Source organism: Terrabacter sp. 2YAF2, assembly GCF_052114705.1.
In the GTDB taxonomy this organism is placed as follows: domain Bacteria; phylum Actinomycetota; class Actinomycetes; order Actinomycetales; family Dermatophilaceae; genus Terrabacter.
The window spans coordinates 21,956-38,283 of sequence record NZ_JBFRFG010000009.1; the positions used below are offsets into that span (position 1 = coordinate 21,956).

Genomic DNA, 16,328 nt, shown 5'->3' on the forward strand with positions numbered 1-16,328 from the left:
CCATGTCACCGACGTGGGGATCCTCCGGCGTCCCGGTCGTCATCGTCGAGGACGACGCCGTCATCGGCCGCCACCTCCAGCAGGCCCTCGAGAGCCACGGCTACCACACCAGCTGGTTCCGCACCGGTCAAAGCGCCCTCGAACACCTCCACACCTGCCCCTGCGAGGTGATGCTCCTGGACCTCGGGCTACCTGACTCGGATGGCGTCGACATCGCCCGGCAGGTCCGCGCCGAGTTCCCCGACCTGTTGATCATCATGCTGACCGCCCGCACCGCGGAAATCGACGTCATCGCCGGACTCGACGCCGGCGCCGACGACTACCTCACCAAGCCCTTCACCGCAACGGTGCTTCTCGCTCGCCTAAGAGCCCACCTGCGCCGCCAGGTCCCCAGCGACAACCCCCAGCCCGCCAGCATCGTGCTCGGCGCACTGACCCTCGAGCGGTCCTCCCGACGAGTCTTCGTCGACGGCCACGAACTACCCCTGCGCACCAAGGAGTTCGATCTCCTCGCGGCCCTGGCCGAACAACCCGACACCGCGGTGAGCCGCGCCGAGCTGATGTCCCGGGTCTGGGACGAGAACTGGTACGGCTCCACCAAGACCCTGGACGTCCACATCGCGCACCTGCGCTCGATCCTGTTCACCGCGGGAGCCGCGGCAACGGGCCGAATGCCGACCATAACCACACTGCGCGGGCACGGCTACCGCTTGGACGCGCCGCCCGGCATCGAGCGCGAAGCCCACGAAAGACGTGACCCGAAACTGCGGTGAGGCGCCCGACGCCCAAGGATGGTGCCCGGCACATGACCTGAGCCCTGTGCACGTGTCTTCGCCACACCTGGCTGGTCGGGCAAGGTGCTTCTGCTTCAGCGCTGTCAGATCCGGACCGGCCACGAAGCGCGTGGTGCGGACTCCGGCCAGTCGACGCTGCAGGGCGGCGGCCCGGCCCAGACGGCACTCTCTAGACGTCACCGTCACGACCTGGCCGATGCAGGGTGTTCGTTCCTCGTCTGTGCTTGGCGCAGGGCCCATGTTGCCGGTCGTGGAGACCTTTGTCGATGCGGACGCAGTCGGTGGTGGACTGCAATCAGGATGATGCAATGAGGCGCAACGACGGCGACATGCGCCGTTGGACGAGAGCTGACGACCCCGAGTCCGCAAATAGTCCGCACGAGGTTCGAAAACGGCCCACCCCTATCGTCCTGACCAACCAGCCAAACGTCACGTAACCGCAGTTCAGTGGCCTGGGGCAATATCGGCGGCACCACTCGACCGGGTCGTGGCAATACCCGGCCTAGAGTGGAGCGTATGACCCGCCTTCCCGACCCGAGCGTGCGACCGGCTGGGCTGGCCGACCAGTTCGGTCGGGTGGCCCGAGACCTGCGCGTGTCGGTCACCGATCGCTGCAACCTGCGCTGCACCTACTGCATGCCGGCCGAGGGGCTGCCGTGGATGCCCAAGGCCGAGATGCTGACGGACGAGGAGCTGCTGCGGATCATCGGCCTCTTCGTGCGCGACGGCGTCACGCAGGTGCGCCTCACCGGCGGCGAGCCCCTGCTGCGCCGCTCTCTCGTCGACCTCGTCGCCGGCATCGCGGCGCTCGAGCCGCGACCGAAGATCGCGATGACGACGAACGGCGTCGGCCTCGAGCGGGTCGCGATCGGGCTCAAGACGGCCGGACTCGACCGGGTCAACGTCAGCCTCGACACGATCGACTCCGAGACCTTCACGCAGCTGACGCGCCGCGACCGGCTCGGCGACGTCGAGGCGGGGCTCAAGGCCGCGTCCGACGCGGGCCTCACGCCGGTCAAGGTCAACGCCGTCGCGATGCGCGGCATCAACGACGAGTCGGTCGCCGACGTCCTCGCCTGGTGCCTCGAGCGGGGCTACGAGCTCCGGTTCATCGAACAGATGCCGCTCGACGCGCAACACGCCTGGGACCGTGATCAGATGATCTCTGCCGACGAGATCCGCGAGCGGCTGTCGCAGCGCTGGGAGCTGACGCCGCTGCCGGCGGCCGAGCGCGGCAGCGCCCCGGCGGAGCGGTTCCTCATCGACGGCGGCCCCGAGACCGTCGGCATCATCGCCAGTGTCAGCGCCCCGTTCTGCTCCGCCTGCGACCGCACAAGGCTGACCGCCGACGGGCAGGTGCGCAACTGCCTCTTCTCGACCACCGAGACCGACCTGCGCGGGCCTCTGCGCGAGGGCGCGACCGACGACGAGCTGCTCGGTCTCATGCGCGGGGAGATGTGGCGCAAGCGCCGAGGGCACGGCATCGGCGACCCGGACTTCGTCCAGCCCGACCGCCCCATGTCCGCCATCGGCGGCTGACCGCAGCCGTCGATGCTCCCCTTCCGCCGAAGGTGTCATGACGCACTCGCGGGGTGCCCGGCTGGTTGGATGAGGCCATGGATCCCGTGGTGCGCGTCTCTGGTGGCTTCGTCCGTGGCTCGAGCCGGAACGGGGTGAGCGCCTTCCTCGGCATCCCGTACGCCGCGCCGGCGGTGGGCGCCGACCGTTACCGCGCCCCGCAGCCGGTCGTCCCGTGGGACGGCGAGCGGACGGCGACCGAGCACGGCCCGACCGCGGCGCAGTCGGCCTACCCCGCGCCGATGGACTCCGTGCTCCCCAGCTCGGTCGACCCCGGTGACGACTACCTCAACGTCAGCGTGTGGGCTCCGGAGGGCGCGGACTCGCTGCCGGTCATGGTCTGGATCCACGGCGGCGCGTTCGTGCGTGGGGCCAACTCCGTCGTCACCTACGACGGGTCCGCGTTCGCGCGCGACGGCGTCGTGGTCGTGGGCATCAACTACCGGCTCGGTGTGCCGGGTTTCGCGGCGCTCGAGGGAGCCCCCACCAACCTGGGCCTGCGTGACCAGATCGCGGCGCTGGAGTGGGTGCGCGACAACGTGGCCGTCTTCGGTGGCAACCCCGACGACGTGACGGTGTTCGGTGAGTCGGCGGGCGGGATGAGCGTGGCCACGCTCATGGCCTCGCCCGCCGCGCGTGGCCTCTTCCACCGGGCCGTCATCCAGAGCGGCAACGGCGCGGCGGTCTGCTCGCTCGACGACGCTCGCCGGGTGAGCGCGGAGGTCGCCGCGCACCTCGGCGTGCCCGCGACCGCCGAGGCCTTCGGAGCCCTCGACCCGGAGGACGTCGTGGCCGCCCAGACCGCCGTGGCGCTGGCGATCCAGGCCGACCCGGACCCGCAGCGGTGGGGCGCGTCCGTGCTGCGCGGCGGCCTCGGCATCATGAGCCTCTTCCCGGTGATCGACGGGGAGATCGTGCCGGGGGTCCCGGAGGAGCTCATCGCCGACGGGGCCGCGGCCGGCATCCCGCTGCTCATCGGCACGACGCGCGATGAGTTCCGCCTCTTCCTCGTGCCCACGGGCATCGCCGGCGCGGTGACCACACCGGCCCTACCGGTGCTGGCGACCCGCTACGGCTGGCCTCACGGCGTCCTCGAGACGTACGCCGTGAACCGGCCGGCCGCTTCGCCGGGCGACGTCGTGTGCGCCATCCTCACCGACGCCGCCTTCCGGGCCCCGACGGCGCGCCTGGCCGCTGCGCACCACGCGTCCGGCGGCGTCGTCCAGGTGTACGAGTTCGACTGGGAGACGCCGGTCGCGGGGCTGGGCGCCTGCCACGCGCTCGAGCTGGCCTTCGTCTTCGACACGCTAGCGACCGGCGCACTCATGGCAGGCGAGGGCGCACCGCAGTCTCTCGCAGAGCAGATGCACCGCGCCTGGGTGGCCTTCGGGCGGGAGGGTGACGCGGGCTGGTCGAGGTGGACACCCGAGCACCCCGTCGTCATGACCTTCGGCGCCGAGTCGGGCGTCGTCGAGGGTCCGCGTGCGGACGAGCTTGCGCTCTGGACGTGACACCCTGCCCCGACGAGCCGGGGGTCAGCCGTCGGTGTCGACCAGCTGCTCGACGGGGACGACCTCGATGAGGAAGCCGCGGAGCGCGACGAAGTCCGCCAGTGACTTCTCGTGGCCGTCGCAGGCCAGCCACACCTTGCGACGGTCGCGCGTGTGCAGCTTGGGGTTGTTCCAGATGACGGCGTGAACGGCCTGCGCGCGGCAGCCCTTGGCGCTGCAGACGTGGTCCGTGTGCGTTCCGCCGGTCGGTGTCGGGGAGAGCGGTCCGCTCACTGCTCGAGTCGCTGCGTGTCGTCCTGGGGCACGACCGACTGGATGCTGCCCGGCTCACGGGGGCTCACGGCATTCGCGATGACGACGGCCACGTAGGGGATGAAGACGGCGGCGATGACGGCCGTCCAGCGGAGCCAGCCCGAGGTGACGAAGACGAGCCCGAAGCAGGCGATGCGGATGCCCATCATCGTGAGGTAGCGCTTGATGCGCTTGTCCTGGTCGTCCGTGCTGGACGACGAGGCCGAGGTGACGGAGTACACCACGGGTTCGTTCTTGGCTCTTGACACCCTTCCACCATAAGCCCGTGCCGCCCGCGTGCCGCGGTGCTGTCTACCCTTCGGTAGTCCGTTAGGTTTCGTGGCAGGGCAGCGACCCGGCAGCGACCGGACGGATGGAGGAACGCACTGTGTCAACGACCGAGGCGCGCAACGTGCTCGTGACCGGAGGCAACCGCGGCATCGGCCTGGCGATCGCCAGAGCCTTCGCCGACGCGGGCGACAACGTCGTCATCACCCACCGCTCCGGGGAACCGCCGGAGGGGCTGCAGGGCGTCCTGTGCGAGGTCACCGACTCGGCATCGGTCGACGCGGCCTTCACCGCCGCAGAGGAGATCTTCGGCGGCCCCGTCGAGGTGCTCGTCGCCAACGCCGGCATCACCCGCGACACCCTCCTCATGCGGATGAGCGACGAGGAGTTCGACTCCGTCATCGACACGAACCTCGCCGGCGCGTTCCGCTGCGCCCGCCGCGCCGCCACCGGCATGATCCGCAAGCGTCGTGGGCGGATCGTCCTCATCAGCAGCGTCGTCGGCCTCTACGGCTCGCCCGGCCAAACCAACTACGCGGCCTCGAAGGCCGGTCTTGTCGGTCTCGCCCGCTCCATCTCGCGCGAGCTCGGCGGTCGCGGCATCACCGCCAACGTCGTCGCGCCCGGCTTCATCGACACGGAGATGACCGCCGTGCTGCCGGACGACCAGAAGAAGGCCTACCTCGCCAACATCCCCGCGGGCCGCTTCGCGACGCCCGAAGAGGTCGCGTCCGTCGTGCGCTTCGTCGCGAGCGACGACGCCGCCTACATCACCGGTGCGGTGATCCCCGTCGACGGCGGGCTCGGCATGGGGCACTGAGCCCACACACGGCATACGTGCGTATGCCGTGAAACCCCTTGTGCAGCAAGCGTCCCCACCCACTCGAGAAAGTCGCAGGCATGGGAATCCTCGAAGGCAAGAAGCTCCTCATCACCGGTGTCCTCATGGACAGCTCGATCGCGTTCCACGTCGCGAAGATCGCCCAGCAGGAGGGCGCGACCGTCGTCCTCACCTCCTTCGGCCGGACGATGAAGATCACCCAGACCATTGCGAAGCGCCTGCCCGAGACGCCGGTCGTGATCGAGCTCGACGTCGCCGACCAGGAGCACCTCGACACCCTCGCCGACCGCCTTCGCGAGCACGTCGACAGCCTCGACGGTGTGCTGCACTCGATCGGCTTCGCCCCGCAGGGAGCGTTCAACTTCCTCGAGGGCACCTGGGAGGACGTGTCGACGGCGCTGCAGATCTCCGCGTACAGCCTCAAGTCGCTCGCCGTCGCGACCCTGCCCCTGATGTCCGAGGGGGGCAGCGTCGTCGGGCTCACCTTCGACGCGAAGTTCGCGTGGCCGGTCTACGACTGGATGGGTGTGGCCAAGGCGGCCTTCGAGTCGACCAATCGCTACCTCGCCCGCGACCTCGGCCCCAAGAACGTGCGCTGCAACCTCGTCGCGGCCGGCCCGATCCGCACGACGGCGGCGAAGTCGATCCCCGGCTTCGAGCAGTTCGAGAAGGTCTGGGACGACCGCGCGCCGCTCGGCTGGGACGTCAACGACCCGGAGCCCGCGGCCAAGGCCTGCGCGGCGCTGCTGTCGGACTGGTTCCCTGCCACGACCGGCGAGATCGTCCACGTCGACGGTGGCGTGCACGCCATGGGGCAGTGACCGCGCACGCCCCGGGCGGCTCTCGCTAGAGTCCTGCCCATGCCTCACGCCGGGACCGAGTCCAGCCCCTTGCCGACGACCGAAGCCGACGGGGCGCCGCAGGTCCGGGTCGACGAGGTGCGGGTGCTCGACGGGCCCAACCTCTACTTCGCCCGGCCCGCGATCAAGGTCATCCTGCACGTGCCCGGCTACCTCTCGCTCAAGCGCACTGACGCCGAGGCGCTGGCCCGGCGGCTCGGCATGCGCTCGGCCCGTCCCGGCAAGCGTGGCACCGCGTTGCGCCAGCGGTTCGTCATGCGCGTGATCCGCACCGTGACCCGCCGGGTCGGCGCAGAGATCGGCGCGGGACGGCTGGGCGTACGCGTGCGCGCGGGTCAGACGGTCGAGGACGTCGTGCTCGCCTTCCCGTGGGTGCACCGCACGCGTGGACGCGTCGCCGGGGAACAGGTCGGCGCCGTCATGGCCGGGCTGCTCGACCCGTCGCGCCGCGCCGACGCGGTCATCGAGGAGGCGGCCGCAGTCATCATGGCCGCCCCCGACGGTCCCGGCCCCAGCGTCATCACTCCTCGCGTCCCCGTCGCATCCGTCACCGGCACCAACGGCAAGACGACGACGACCCGGCTCATGGCCCACATGTGCATGGCCGCCGGCCTCACGACGGCCTGGAGCTCGACCGACGGTGTCGTCGTCATGGGCGAGACGAAGGAGGAGGGCGACTTCTCCGGACCCGCCGGCGCACGCGGCGTCCTCGAGACGCCGGGCCTCGACATCGGCATCCTCGAGACCGCCCGGGGCGGCATGCTCCTCAAGGGCATGGGCGTCACGGCCAACGACGTCAGCGTCGTCACCAACGTCAGTGCCGACCACCTCGGCCTGCAGGGCATCGACACCCTCGACCAGCTCGCCGAGGTCAAGGCGATCGTCACGACGGTCACCAAGCCCCAGGGCTGGGTCGTGCTCAACGGTGACGACCCGCGCGTCTGGGCCATGCGCTTCCGCATCAAGGCCAAGCCGTGGGCCTTCAGCCTCGACCCCGCGTCACCGGCCCTGTGGGAGTCCATCAACTCCGGAGGTCGCGGCATCACCGTCCTCGACGGAGAGATCGTCGTCCTCTCGCCGAACGGCGACCCGGACCGGCTGGTCAAGATCGTCGACGTCCCCATGACGCTGAGCGGCTTGTCCCGCAACAACATCGCCAACGCGCTGGCCGGTGCGGCCGCCGCGCTGGGCCTCGGGGTCCCGCGCTCGGCCGTCGTCGAGGGCCTGCGGACCTTCGCCCCCGACCCGGAGCACAACTGGGGCCGCCTCAACACGTACTCGGTGCCGCTCCCGAGCGGTGGCAAGGCCACGGTCATCATGGACATGGCGCACAACGAGGCCGGCCTCGAGGCCCTGCTCGACGTCGCCCGCGGACTGGCCGCACCCGGAGGCGCCGTGCGTCTCGGACTCGGCTGCGCAGGGGACCGTGCCGATGAGGCCATCATCGCGATGGGTGAGATCGCGGGCAAGGGCGCCGAGGAGGTCGCCCTCAAGGTGGCCCGGCACTACCTGCGGGGTCGCGAGGAGGAGGACCTCCTGGCCCTCTTCCGCGAGGGACTCGCCAAGGTCGGCGTCCTCGATGTGCCTGGTTACGAGACCGAGCTCGAGGCCCTGCAAGCCCTCGTCCCGCACGCTCTCGACGGCGACGTCGTCGCGCTCATGTGCCACGCGGAGCGCGCCGAGGTGGACGGCTGGATCCGCGAGCACGGGGGCAAGGTCGACGACGCACGGTCGATCCGGCGCAAGGTCGTCGCCGCGCGGGGCGAGCACGAGCTCGAGAGCGAGATCGCGGCCCTCTGGGAGACCGACGACGAGCAGGCGCGGCTCGTCTCGGCCCAGCGGCTCGTCGACGGTCACCCCGGGGACCCGCGCCTGGTCTTCGAGCTGGCTGGCGCGAAGGACGCGATGGGCGACGAGCACGGCGCCATCGGTCTGTACGAGGAGGCTCTGGCCGGCGGCCTGCGCGAACCGCACCGGCACCGCGCCCAGCTCCAGCTCGCGTCGAGCCTGCGTGTCGTGGGACGCGCGGCCGAGGCGCAGGGCCTTGTCGCCGAGGTGCTCGAGGCCCGTCCGCACAACACGGCGGCCCTCATGCTCCGCGCGCTGGTCCAGGCGGACCTCGGTCAGGAGCGCCAGGCCGTGGCCGACCTCATCCGGGCGACGCTCGAGGCGACGACCGATGTGGACACGCAGGCCTACCGCCGCGCGCTGCGCGCCTACGCCGACGAGCTGGCCCCGGTCGCCCACTGATCCAGTCCACCGCGCTCCCTGCGGCGGTGGCGGGCCTCCACAACTCCGCCCGGGCGGAGTTGTGGAGCACCGGCGGGGTGTTTCGACTGCCAAAGCTCCGCCCGGGCGGAGATGTTGAGCGAGCAGACGCGGGACCAGCCGCCATAAGTCCGCCGGGGCGGAGTTGTGGAGGGGAGGCGGGGTGTTCCGACTGCCATAAGTCCGCCCGGGCGGAGATGTTGAGCGAGCAAACGCGGGACCAGCCGCCATAAGTCCGCCGGGGCGGAGTTGTGGCGTGGTGCCGGGGTGTTCCGACTGCCATAAGTCCGTCCGGGCGGAGATGTTGGGCGAGCAGACGCGGGACCAGCCGCCATAAGTCCGCCCGGGCGGAGCTTTGGGATGTTGCGGCGTCGGTCGGGAGGCGTCGACCCCGGCGTCAGATGGCGGTGTCGTCTGCAGGCGTGGGCTGCGCCTCCGTCGGCACGGCTCCGAGCGCCTCGCCCTCGGCCTCCTCGCCCTCGGCCTCGGCCGTCTCGGTCAGGGTGCTGGGGTCGAGGTCGGGGTCGCTTGTGGCCGCCGCCGGCGTACCGATGCGGGCTCCGGCCTGGGCGTGCTTGGTGCGCTCCTCGAGCTCGGCGACGACGAGCGCATGCTGGTCGACGCACATGACGACGAGGTCGCCGGGGTTGGTGCGCGCGAGGACGTGCCTGGTGGCCTCGAGCTCGTCGAGGACGACCTCGACCTGCCGGCACCGGGCGCCCTCCTTCATCGCGGTCTTCGCGCCCTCCGCCACGAGCGCCGCCGTCGCCCCCGGCTTGCGCCCGCGAAGGCGCTCGTCCTCGCGGACGACGATGACGTCGAAGTGGTGGGCGGCCACGGCTCCGAGCTCGCGAATGTCGTCGTCGCGCCGGTCGCCCGCTGCGCCGATCATGCCGATGCGCGACGTGCGGCCCAGGTCGGACTGCCCCTCCTTCTGCGCGGCGTAGCGGTCGACGAACGCGCCGAGCTCCTTCATGCCGGCGGCGTTGTGGCAGTAGTCCACGAAGACGTCGGCGTTGCCCACCTGGACGAGGTTGAGGCGACCGGGGGAGAGGTAGTACGTCGTGGCGAAGGTGCGCAGGCCCTGTCGGATGTCGTGCAGCGGTGCCCCGGCGGCGAAGGCCGCGCCTGCAGCCGCGAGCGCGTTGGCGACGTTGAAGCGGGCCGCCCCACCGAATGTCGACGGCAGCAGGTGCGTCCAGGCGAGCTGCATGCTCCGCCGGCCGTGCTTGATGACGATCATCTCGCCGCGGTCGCTCGGCTCGAGCACGACGGCACGACCACCGCGACGGCAGTAGTCGTCGACGAACTCGCGCACCTCGCTGCCGGGCTCGGACATCGTGAACCAGACGATGCCGCCCGAGCAGCGGCGTCGCATGTTGCGCACGTGCGGGTCGTCGGCGTTGAGCACGGCGAAACCGTCGCGCGGCACGGCCTCGACGATGACGGCCTTGACGTCGGCCAGCTGGCGGAGGGTGTCGATCCCCTTCATTCCCAAGTGATCCGGCGCGATGTTGGTGACGACGGCGATGTCGTTGCGGTCGTAGCCGAGGCCTTCGCGGAGGATGCCGCCCCGGGCGACCTCCATGACGGCGAAGTCGACGCGCGGGTTCTGCAGCACCATGCGGGCCGAGCGCGGGCCGGACGCGTCGGCCTTGATGACGAGCCGCTCGTCGATGACGACACCGTCGGTCGACGTCATGCCGACCTTGCGGCCGAGGCCCTTGAAGATGTGGGCGATCATGCGCGACGTCGTCGTCTTGCCGTTGGTGCCTGTGACGGCGACGATCGGCACGCGCGACTGGGCTCCCGGCGGGAAGAGCAGGTCGACGACGGGCTTGGCGATGAACTGCGGCTCGCCGATCGTCGGGTGCGTGTGCATCCGGAAGCCGGGGGCGGCGTTGACCTCGCAGATCGCACCGCCCGTCTCGCGGACGGGGTAGGTGATGTCGGGGCAGATGAAGTCGATGCCGGCGACGTCGAGGCCGACGATGCGTGCGGCCTCCTCGGCGATCTCGACGTTGTCGGGGTGCGCGTCGAAGGTGCGGTCGATGGAGATGCCGCCCGTCGACATGTTGCCGGTCAGGGCGAGCTTGACCATCTCGCCCTCGGGCGGCACCGACTCGAGGGTGTGTCCCTGGCCGGCGAGGATGTCGAGCGCGTTGGCGTCGACCTTGATCTTGGTCAGCACCTTCTCGTGACCGACGCCGCGGCGGGGGTCCGCGTTCGTGATGTCGACGAGCTCGCCGACCGTGTGGGTGCCGTCGCCGACGACGTGCGCCGGCACGCGCTCGGCGATCGCCTGCATGCGGCCGCCCACGATGAGGCAGCGGTAGTCCCGGCCGGTCACGAACGACTCGACGATGATCGTGCCGCGCCGCGACTCTGCCTTGGCGATGTCGTATGCCTTCTCGACCTCCGCGTCGCTCTGCAGGTTGAGGCACACACCGCGACCGTGGTTGCCGTCGAGCGGCTTGACGACGACGGGGAACCCGATGCGCCGGGCCGCCTCGACCGTGCCGCGCATCGTGCGCGCGGCCTCCTGCTTGGGCACCGGCAGGCCGGCCGACCCGAGCAGCTTCGTCGTCAGGTCCTTGTCGCTGGCGATGTCGACCGCGAGGGCACCGGTCTTCGACGTCATCGTGGCGCGGATCCGCTGGGCGTGCACTCCCTGTCCGAGCTGGACCAGGGAGGCCGAGTTGAGGCGGATGTAGGGGATGTCGCGCGAGGCGGCCTCCTCGAGGATGGCCGCGGTCGAGGGGCCGAAGGCCACTCGCTCGGCCTGACGGAGGAAGGCGTTGAACTCCGTCTCGAAGTCGAAGCCGTCCTCCGCGTCGACGAGATGGTTGATGAGGCGCACCGCGAGCTTGCCCGCCGCGACGCCGACGGTCTCGTCGGTGTAGCTGTAGACGACGTTGTAGTGGCCGGGCCGGCCCTTGACGGCGCGGGTCTTGCCGCGGCGGGAGTCGTGGCCGGCCAGGGTCTGCAGCTGGAGCGCCACGTGCTCGGCGACGTGGCCGAGCCAGGTGCCCTCGTGGAGGCGCTCGATGAAGCCGCCACGGCGCCCGAGCGAGCAGGTGTGACGCTCGAGCCCGGGGACGAGCTCGACGAGGTGGTCCGTGAAGCCGGGGAGCGAGACGGTGGGGTAGTCCTCGAGGCTTCCGAGGTCGACGACGAGGTGGACGGCCGGCTGGTAGGACCAGACGTTCGGTCCGCGGTAGATCCGGGTCTCGAGGATCTTCAGGTCCGGACGAGCCGGTCCTGCGGGGGTGGGTACCTCGACGGCCATGGAAATCCTCCTACAGGGGTCGTGCGGGACGTGCGATGCGGCATACGCGCTCGGCCGTTGGTGCGGCGCGGGGTGTGCCGGACGGGCGGACGGAACTCAGTGAGCGGCGCTGCTCGTCGCCGAGCGCGCCGCGCGGACCTTGGCCGGGACGACCGCACCCTCGATGTCGGGGTGACGCTCGACGAAGGCGGTCAGCTCGACGTGGTCCAGGTCGAACGTACTGCCCGTGGGCAGCGAGTGCACGACTGCGCCCGAAACGAGCAGCGGGGCCCCCCGGCGCGCGTCGGCGGCGTCGGTGATGGCGTTGCGGGCGTTGATGACGAAGATCGACCCGGCGCCGATGACCGACATGACCTTGCCGTCCCGGATCTCGGCGGCGGTGTTCTCGTCGATGCCCATGCCGAGGAGGTTCGGGGAGGCGGCGACCATCGACATGAGCCGGCCGTAGCGGCCCCGCTGGTCGAAGTGCTGGTCGATGATGACGTCTTCGACGAGACCGAGCCCGGCGGAGATCTGGCTGGCGCGCTGCTTCGGGGTGAGCCCCTCCTCCCCGAGCGAGATCATGAAGCGGCTCATGATCGAGGCACCGGCCGACGTGCCCGCGACGACGGCGCCGCGCTCGTAGGCACGGATGACGGCGGCCCCCACGGGGGTGCCGACGATGTTCTGGGCCAGTTTGACCTGGCTGCCGCCGGTGATGAAGACGCCGGTCGCCGTGTCGAGCGCCTCGACCATCGTCGGGTCGTTGGAGTCACGGCGGGTCTCGGGGTGGACGACCGAGACGTCACCCCCGCGCAGCCGGGTGAAGACGTCGCGGTAGGCCTCGGACACCTCCCCGGCGTAAGACGACGCGGTGGGGATGACGACGATGTGTGACCGCCGTCCGCCCGCGAGCTTGATGAAGCGCTTGAGCACGACCGACCGCCCGATCCGGTCCTCTGCACCACCGATGATGAGCAACGTGCGGCGAACGCCGCTGGGGTTCAGGGGTTCGGACGATGGAGCGACGGACTGCATCGCGCCAGCCTAGTGACCGGCGTGCGGGACGGGCGGAGCCTGGGTCGGCGTGCCGTCGTCGAGATCGGCCTCCTCGATCTCCTCGCGCGAGATCCCGAGCAGGTAGAGGACCGAGTCGAGGTAGGGCACGTTGACCGCGGTCTGTGCCTGCTCCTGCACCACCGGCTTGGCGTTGAAGGCGACCCCGAGGCCCGCGACGTCGAGCATGTCGAGGTCGTTCGCGCCGTCGCCGATGGCGACGGTGCGGCTGAGCGGGAGCCCCTCCTGCTCGGCGAACTCGCGCAGGGCGCGGGCCTTCCCGGCCCGGTCGACGACCTCGCCGACGACGCGTCCGGTGAGGCGGCCGTCCTCGATCTCGAGCCGGTTCGCGCGGGCGTGGTCGATGCCGAGGTCGGCGGCGAGGGCGCCGACGATCTCGATGAAGCCGCCGCTGACGAGCCCGACGGTGAAGCCGAGCCGCTTGAGGGTGCGCACCAGGGTCCGCGCGCCGGGCGTCAGCTCCACGGCCTCCCGCACCTCGTCCAGGACGGAGGCCGGCAGGCCCGCCAGGGTCGCCACGCGGGCGCGCAGCGACTCCTCGAAGTCGAGCTCGCCGGCCATCGCCCGGGCCGTCACCTCCGCGACCTCGGCCTCGCGGCCGCAGTGCGCCGCGAGCAGCTCGATGACCTCCTGCTGGATGAGGGTCGAGTCCACGTCGAGGACGACGAGGCGGCGGCCACGGCGGGCCAGACCGCCCGGTGCGACCGCGATGTCGATCCCCTCGGACGTGGCGACGAGCGCGAGCTCGGTGCGCAGGGACGGTACGTCGGCGCCGGAGATGTCGAACTCCACGGTCGTCACGGGGTAGCGCGACAGACGACGGATGCGGTCGATGTTGGCGCCGTGGTCGGCGATCCGGGTCGTGACGAGGGAGACGGCGTCCGCGCTGAGCGGCGCTCCGAGGATGACGACGGCGGCGCGCCCGTGCCGCGAGCGCGCGTTGACGCCGGTGCCCTCGACGACGCTGAGCGTCAGGCCGAGGCGGTGGGCGGCGACCGCGGCTCTGTCACGCAGCTCGTCGACGTGCGCCCCCGGGCGCAGCAGGACGGTGAGCGTCAGGTGGCCGTTGACGACGACCTGCTGGATGTCGAGGACCTCCGCGTCGACCCCGGACAGGGCTCCCAGCAGCGTGCCGGTCACACCGGGCCGGTCGTCTCCCGTCACGGTGACGCTGAGGGTCTGGATGTCCGTTCCGTCCGTGCTGTTCGCTTCGGTCACCGGGTCAGGGTAGTGACGACGGCCGCGCGCCCGCGTCACCTTCCGGCATACGGCCGGTGAGAGTCCGCGGCAGCGGCGCTGGCGAGGGCAGCGGCAGTGGCACTCGGCAGATCACGCCGTGTGGCTCGGCCGGCTCACGCGTGCGGCGTTGACCTCGTCGCGCCACTGCAGCAGGTCACGCACGCGCGCGAGGTCGGGGTCCGCCGCGGCGACGCTGGCCGTGAAGAGACGCGTCCCGATGTCGTGGAGCTGCTGGGCGTTGCTGGCGTAGTCACCCGACTGGTCGGGGTTGCGGCCCGGCACGAACGCGACGCCCGCCGACCGCTCTATCTCCAGCGGGTTCCGTCCGCGGCGCGCGCACCACTCGTCGAGGACCCGGTGCTTGTGCTCGATCTCCGCGCGGTCGCCGAACCCGTGCCAGATGTCCGCGTGCTCGGCGACGATCCGCAGCGTCTTCTTCTCGCCGCCCCCGCCGATGAGGATCGGGATGTCGCGGGTCGGGGCAGGGTTGAGCCGCGTCCACCGGTCGCGGATCACCGGGAGGTCGCGTGCGAGGGCGTCGAGACGTCCGCCGGCCGTGCCGAAGTCGTAGCCGTACTCGTCGTAGTCCAGCTGCTTCCAGCCCGAGCCGAGCCCGAGGATCAGACGGCCACCGCTCATGTGGTCCACGGTTCGTGCCATGTCGGCGAGCAGGCTGGGGTTGCGGTAGCTGTTGCACGTCACGAGCGCGCCGATCTCGACGGCCTCGGTCGACTCGGCCCACGCCCCCAGCATCGTCCAGCACTCGAAGTGCAGCCCGCCCCGGTCACCGCTCAATGGGAAGAAATGGTCCCAGTTGAGCAGGACGTCGACCCCCATCTCCTCGAGCGTCGCCGCCGTCCGCCGGATCTGGGCCCACGTCGCGTGCTGCGGAGGGATCTGGATGCCGACGCGGGCGGGGCGCGGATCGCCCACGCTCGCAGGGGGATCGAGGTCTGTCGTGGTCCGGACGTGGTCGGACGGGCTCACTTGGTGACGACCTGGCCCTTGCCCACCACGACGATTCCCGTCTCGGTGACGTGGAAGCCACGGGCCCTGTCGTGCTCGTGGTCGATGCCGATCTGGCAGCCCTCCGGGACGATGACGTTCTTGTCGATGATCGCCCGACGGATCTGCGCGTGCCGGTTGACCTCGACGCCGTCGAGCAGCACCGAGCCCTGGATGCTGGCGTACGAGTGGACGTGCACGAGGGGCGAGAGCACGGAGGCGTAGATGTGGGCACCCGACACGACGACGCCGGGGGAGACCGCCGAGTTGAGGGCCTCGCCGATGCGGTCGCCGCTGCCGTGCACGAACTTCGCGGGCGGGTAGGGGCTGTGCTGGGTGTAGATGGGCCACTCGTAGTTGTAGAGGTTGAAGACCGGGTGGATCGAGATGAGGTCCATGTGCGCGTCGTAGTACGACTCGATGGTGCCGACGTCGCGCCAGTAGCCGCGGTCGCGGTCGGTCGCCCCCGGCACCTCGTTGTCCTTGAAGTCGTAGACGCCCGCCTCGCCGCGCCCGACGAAGTAGGGCACGATGTCGCCGCCCATGTCGTGGTTCGAGTCGGTCTCGCGGTCGGTCGTCACGGCCTCCTCGAGGGCAGCCGCGGTGAAGACGTAGTTGCCCATCGAGGCGAGCACCTCGTCGGGGTTGTCGGGCAGGCCCTTGGGGTCGCTCGGCTTCTCGAGGAAGGCGGCGATCTTCGACGGGTCGGCGTCGTCCACCTCGATGACGCCGAACTGGTTGGCGAGCGAGATCGGCTGGCGGATGGCGGCAACGGTGCAGGCCGCGCCGGACTCGATGTGCTGCTCGACCATCTGGCTGAAGTCCATGCGGTAGACGTGGTCCGCGCCCACCACGACGACGATGTCGGGTCGCTCGTCGTGCATGAGGTTGAGGCTCTGGAAGATCGCGTCGGCGCTGCCGAGGTACCAGTTCTTGTCGACACGCTGCTGGGCCGGGACGGTCGTGACGTAGTTGCCGAGGAGCGTCGACATGCGCCACGTCTTCGTCACGTGCGCGTCGAGGCTGTGCGACTTGTACTGCGTCAGCACGACGACCTTGAGGTAGCCGGAGTTGACGACGTTGGACAGGGCCAGGTCGATGAGCCGGTAGATGCCGGCGAACGGTACGGCGGGTTTGGCCCGGTCGGCGGTGAGCGGCATCAAGCGCTTGCCCTCACCGCCAGCGAGCACGATCGCGAGGACTTTCGGACCAGCTGCTGGGCTTCGTCGGGCCATGCACGCCACCCTAGGGCAGCGATCCGTCGCTCGGCAGGTTCAGCACGCAAGATGGACAGAGCTTTCCGCTCCT

At 70.7% G+C, this 16,328-nt stretch carries 13 protein-coding genes; 6 read left to right on the forward strand and 7 right to left on the reverse strand.

Features of this window, described 5'->3' with window-relative positions; translation table 11 throughout:
• Positions 1-2 precede the first annotated feature (2 nt).
• From AB4030_RS12125 to AB4030_RS12135, 3 genes are all read left to right on the forward strand, one after another.
• Positions 3-773, forward strand: coding sequence for a response regulator transcription factor (locus AB4030_RS12125; RefSeq protein ID WP_442279474.1), 771 nt, complete (start codon positions 3-5; stop codon positions 771-773).
• Between the two features lie 537 nt (positions 774-1,310).
• On the forward strand, positions 1,311-2,333 hold the full coding sequence (gene moaA, locus AB4030_RS12130; RefSeq protein WP_442279475.1) for a GTP 3',8-cyclase MoaA: 1,023 nt from the start codon (positions 1,311-1,313) through the stop codon (positions 2,331-2,333).
• A gap of 77 nt (positions 2,334-2,410) precedes the next feature.
• Positions 2,411-3,883, forward strand: coding sequence for a carboxylesterase/lipase family protein (locus AB4030_RS12135; protein ID WP_442279476.1), 1,473 nt, complete (start codon positions 2,411-2,413; stop codon positions 3,881-3,883).
• 24 nt (positions 3,884-3,907) lie between these two features.
• Here the strand turns inward: AB4030_RS12135 and AB4030_RS12140 are convergent, their stop codons facing one another.
• The gene (locus AB4030_RS12140; RefSeq protein WP_442279477.1) at positions 3,908-4,156 is read right to left on the reverse strand and encodes a hypothetical protein; all 249 of its coding nucleotides are present in this window, start codon (positions 4,154-4,156) and stop codon (positions 3,908-3,910) included.
• The gene (locus AB4030_RS12145; protein ID WP_442279478.1) at positions 4,153-4,419 is read right to left on the reverse strand and encodes a DUF3099 domain-containing protein; all 267 of its coding nucleotides are present in this window, start codon (positions 4,417-4,419) and stop codon (positions 4,153-4,155) included. Before AB4030_RS12145 ends, AB4030_RS12140 begins: the two co-directional genes overlap by 4 nt.
• A 128-nt stretch (positions 4,420-4,547) precedes the next feature.
• Here AB4030_RS12145 and fabG point away from each other — a divergent pair, with 128 nt between their 5' ends.
• From fabG to AB4030_RS12160, 3 genes are all read left to right on the forward strand, one after another.
• Complete coding sequence (fabG, locus tag AB4030_RS12150; RefSeq protein WP_442279479.1) at positions 4,548-5,282, forward strand: 3-oxoacyl-[acyl-carrier-protein] reductase; 735 nt, start codon at positions 4,548-4,550, stop codon at positions 5,280-5,282.
• An 80-nt stretch (positions 5,283-5,362) separates the two neighbouring features.
• A complete protein-coding gene (gene fabI / locus AB4030_RS12155) occupies positions 5,363-6,124 on the forward strand; it encodes an enoyl-ACP reductase FabI (RefSeq protein WP_442279480.1) in 762 nt (253 codons plus the stop codon).
• Between the two features lie 39 nt (positions 6,125-6,163).
• Positions 6,164-8,413 (forward strand): tetratricopeptide repeat protein, encoded by a 2,250-nt coding sequence (locus tag AB4030_RS12160; protein ID WP_442279481.1) that lies wholly within the window; start codon positions 6,164-6,166, stop codon positions 8,411-8,413.
• A 415-nt stretch (positions 8,414-8,828) separates the two neighbouring features.
• Here the strand turns inward: AB4030_RS12160 and cphA are convergent, their stop codons facing one another.
• From cphA to glgC, 5 genes are all read right to left on the reverse strand, one after another.
• Positions 8,829-11,720 carry a cyanophycin synthetase gene (gene cphA, locus AB4030_RS12165; protein ID WP_442279482.1) on the reverse strand — a complete coding sequence of 964 codons (2,892 nt, stop codon included), beginning with the start codon at positions 11,718-11,720 and terminating at the stop codon, positions 8,829-8,831.
• 96 nt (positions 11,721-11,816) lie between these two features.
• Positions 11,817-12,737, reverse strand: a complete 921-nt coding sequence (locus AB4030_RS12170; protein ID WP_442279483.1) for a cyanophycinase — start codon at positions 12,735-12,737, stop codon at positions 11,817-11,819.
• A gap of 9 nt (positions 12,738-12,746) precedes the next feature.
• Positions 12,747-13,994: a phosphoserine phosphatase SerB gene (gene serB, locus AB4030_RS12175; protein WP_442279484.1), complete on the reverse strand. Its 1,248-nt coding sequence runs from the start codon at positions 13,992-13,994 to the stop codon at positions 12,747-12,749.
• Between the two features lie 111 nt (positions 13,995-14,105).
• The gene (locus AB4030_RS12180) at positions 14,106-14,948 is read right to left on the reverse strand and encodes an LLM class F420-dependent oxidoreductase (protein WP_442279485.1); all 843 of its coding nucleotides are present in this window, start codon (positions 14,946-14,948) and stop codon (positions 14,106-14,108) included.
• A gap of 50 nt (positions 14,949-14,998) precedes the next feature.
• Positions 14,999-16,255 (reverse strand): glucose-1-phosphate adenylyltransferase, encoded by a 1,257-nt coding sequence (glgC, locus tag AB4030_RS12185; protein WP_442279486.1) that lies wholly within the window; start codon positions 16,253-16,255, stop codon positions 14,999-15,001.
• Positions 16,256-16,328: the final 73 nt, after the last annotated feature.

Excerpts from the sequence above, each read along its gene's own strand:
- AB4030_RS12125 (WP_442279474.1), top strand. The coding sequence starts at position 3 with ATGTCACCGACGTGGGGATCCTCCGGCGTCCCGGTCGTCATCGTCGAG.
- moaA (WP_442279475.1), top strand. The coding sequence starts at position 1,311 with ATGACCCGCCTTCCCGACCCGAGCGTGCGACCGGCTGGGCTGGCCGAC.
- AB4030_RS12135 (WP_442279476.1), top strand. The coding sequence starts at position 2,411 with ATGGATCCCGTGGTGCGCGTCTCTGGTGGCTTCGTCCGTGGCTCGAGC.
- fabG (WP_442279479.1), top strand. The coding sequence starts at position 4,548 with ATGGAGGAACGCACTGTGTCAACGACCGAGGCGCGCAACGTGCTCGTG.
- fabI (WP_442279480.1), top strand. The coding sequence starts at position 5,363 with ATGGGAATCCTCGAAGGCAAGAAGCTCCTCATCACCGGTGTCCTCATG.
- AB4030_RS12160 (WP_442279481.1), top strand. The coding sequence starts at position 6,164 with ATGCCTCACGCCGGGACCGAGTCCAGCCCCTTGCCGACGACCGAAGCC.
- cphA (WP_442279482.1), bottom strand. The coding sequence starts at position 11,720 with ATGGCCGTCGAGGTACCCACCCCCGCAGGACCGGCTCGTCCGGACCTG.
- AB4030_RS12170 (WP_442279483.1), bottom strand. The coding sequence starts at position 12,737 with ATGCAGTCCGTCGCTCCATCGTCCGAACCCCTGAACCCCAGCGGCGTT.
- glgC (WP_442279486.1), bottom strand. The coding sequence starts at position 16,255 with ATGGCCCGACGAAGCCCAGCAGCTGGTCCGAAAGTCCTCGCGATCGTG.